This window comes from Nonomuraea sp. 3N208 (assembly GCF_052245935.1).
Classification (GTDB): domain Bacteria; phylum Actinomycetota; class Actinomycetes; order Streptosporangiales; family Streptosporangiaceae; genus Nonomuraea.
In genome coordinates this window covers 1-2,508 of sequence record NZ_JBQQBR010000127.1, presented here as the reverse complement: position 1 = coordinate 2,508, position 2,508 = coordinate 1, and the positions used below count along the sequence as shown (strand labels likewise).

The window sequence follows — 2,508 nt, the reverse complement described above, 5'->3', positions numbered from 1 at the left end:
GAATCCATGAGCGTCGAGTAGCAGCGGGCAGGCGAGCACCGATTGCGGTTCACCTTCATACGGAACCGGTTCTGGGCCGAGCACAGTCACACCTGCTGGCGTCCCGTTCCCCGAAATCCGCCACTTCAGATGAGAAGGCAAGACCAGTGACCATCCCCGACTCAAATGGCGAACCGCAAGTCAGCGATGCCAGCACTCGACACCTCAACAGAGATGCCACAGTGACGCCGTGCAAGCATTGCGGGGCGCCGATCGAGCAACGGCGGGGCCGGGGCCGGCCCAAGGCGTACTGTCCCGAAAAGGATTGTCAGGCCGCCGCCAAGCGGGAGCGGGAGCTGCGGCGGGCCACTCCAGGTCTGGAGGGCGCGCTGGCCAGGGCCGAGCAGCTGTACGACCGCATGGAGAGCGGGCTGGCGGCGGCCATCGAACCTCTGGCGCGCGCGCTGGCCGACGAGCTGAGCCCCGCGGGCGTGGAGGCCAAGCTCAGCGCCGTGCAGGCGGAGGCGCATACGCGGGTGGCGATCGCGCGTACCGAACGGGAGCAGGCCTTCGAGCAGGTACGGCTGGCGCGGGAAGCCGCCGAGCACGCCCGCAGGCAGACCGCCGAGATGCGGGCCAAGCTCCACGAGGCCGAGAACGAGCGGGAGACGGCGCTGCACGATGCCGAGCGGGCGCGCGAGCAGGCGCTGGCTGCGTTGCGGGAGGCGGCCAGCACCGAACGGCAAGCCCTGCAGACGGCCGAGGAGGCGCAGCGGCGCGCGGATGCGGCCGAGCAGCGTGCCAAGGAGGCGGCGCACCAGGTTGAACTGACCGAACAGGCCAGGGATCAGGCCGTGCAGGAGCTGGGCGCACGGGTGGAGCTGGCGGACCGAGCGGCTGCGGAGGCGCGGGCGCAGGTCGTACAGGCGCAGCAGGAGGTCGACGGGGCACGGGCGGAAACGGATCGGGCCCGAGAAGAGACGGCGGCGGCCGTGCGGTCCCGTGAGCAGGCCGAGCGCGACATGATCGCGGCCAGAGCCCGGGAGGAGGCGGCCGCGCAGGAACGGGAACGCGCCGTGGAACGGGCGGTCGCTGCCGAGCGGACCGCGGCCGAGGCTGGGCACGATCGGGCGGTGGCACTGCAGGAGACCGAGAGGGCGGCGGCCGAGGTCGAGCGGTTGACGGTACGGGTGGCGGCGGTCGAGGAGGAAGCCGCGACCGCGATGGCCCGCGAACGGAAGCTCGTCACGCGGGAGAAGGCCCGCGCCGATGCCGCGGTCAAGGAGCGTGATCAGGCGCGGGCGGAGCTGCGGCTGGAGCGGGTGCGGCTCCAGGACCTGCGTGCCGAACTCGAGGCGGCCCGAGCGGAGGCGGCTCAGCTGCGGGAACGGGCGGTCGCCGCAGAGCTGCGTGCGGGCTGACCTCTCGGACTCGCGGGGTCGTGCAGGCAGTGTTGAAGCTCGTACTGGAACCCATCTGGGCGGCGGACTTTCTGCCGTGCTCCTACGGGGCCGCGTTGCGCATCGCCGGTCAGCCGCGATCGCCAGCGACCGGCGTGTACGGCACCGCCAGGCGATCGCGCAGTTCGCGTTCGCCGGCCTCGGTGCCGACGTACACCTTGGCGTCCGGCCGGCCTTCGTTGTGCTGCACGGTGTAGTGGACTCAGCCGTCGGCGCACATGCGATTCAGCCTCATCTCGCGAGGAACCCCGGGCGTTCACGCCCGAGAGGAATCGCTTTCCTAACCTGAGCTTGTGTCCGGACGTCAGCGTGCTGGAGGCGGTGGAGTTCCCGCAGGCGTTGCGCGGCGCCAAGGCCGCGTTCGTGCCGGAGAAGATGATGGTGGAGGTGCCCGGTTCCGCCGGTGAGGCAGTGACAGTGAAGCTGCGCATCGAGGTGGACGCCTTCGCCTCGGGGCAGTGGCGCAAGATCCTGCGGGACTCCAAACGGCCGGGGATGCTGGTGCGCCGCCACCTGGAGGTGTGCGTGTTCTCCTACCTGGCGGCCGAGCTGCGGTCGGGCGACATCGCGGTGGCCGGGTCGGATTCGTTCGCCAACCTGCACGACCAGCTCATGTCGTGGGAGGAGGGATCATCGATGATTTCGCAGACGAGGGTGCTGAAGGTGTCATCCTCGGCTGCACGGAGATCGAGCTGCTGATCAGTGAGAAGGACAGCGCCATCCCGGTGCTGCCGAGCGCTCGGCTGCACGCGGAGGCGGCAGCCGGCTTCGCGCTGGCCGACTGACACGCCCTCGGTCGCGTTCGTTCACGGCGGTAGGTCTCGCACACCCGGGTAGGGCCGACGGCCCGGTGCTCTCCCGGTCGCAGCGGCGCGATGGCGCGGCGGGTGTTGGCCCAGGTCCACGTACCCGCGTGGGCGCCCTGTGGTGCCGCCGCGCCGGCACGATGTGGCGGCTCAGGTGGATCGGTACGCCGGTGCGTCGGTGCCATACAGCTCCCGGTGCCACAGGTCGGCGCAGAGGCGTTCGGTGCCGGCTGTCAGGTGGCGGCGGTAGGTGGTGAAAGGCA

Annotated in this window: 2 protein-coding genes; both read left to right on the top strand. The window is 70.9% G+C overall.

Features of this window, described 5'->3' with window-relative positions:
- Positions 1-221 precede the first annotated feature (221 nt).
- Entirely contained in the window at positions 222-1,400 is a 1,179-nt protein-coding gene (locus ACTWPT_RS59765; RefSeq protein ID WP_443186437.1) for a hypothetical protein, read from the top strand.
- A 330-nt stretch (positions 1,401-1,730) separates the two neighbouring features.
- Entirely contained in the window at positions 1,731-2,138 is a 408-nt protein-coding gene (locus tag ACTWPT_RS59760; RefSeq protein WP_443186436.1) for a hypothetical protein, read from the top strand.
- Positions 2,139-2,508: the final 370 nt, after the last annotated feature.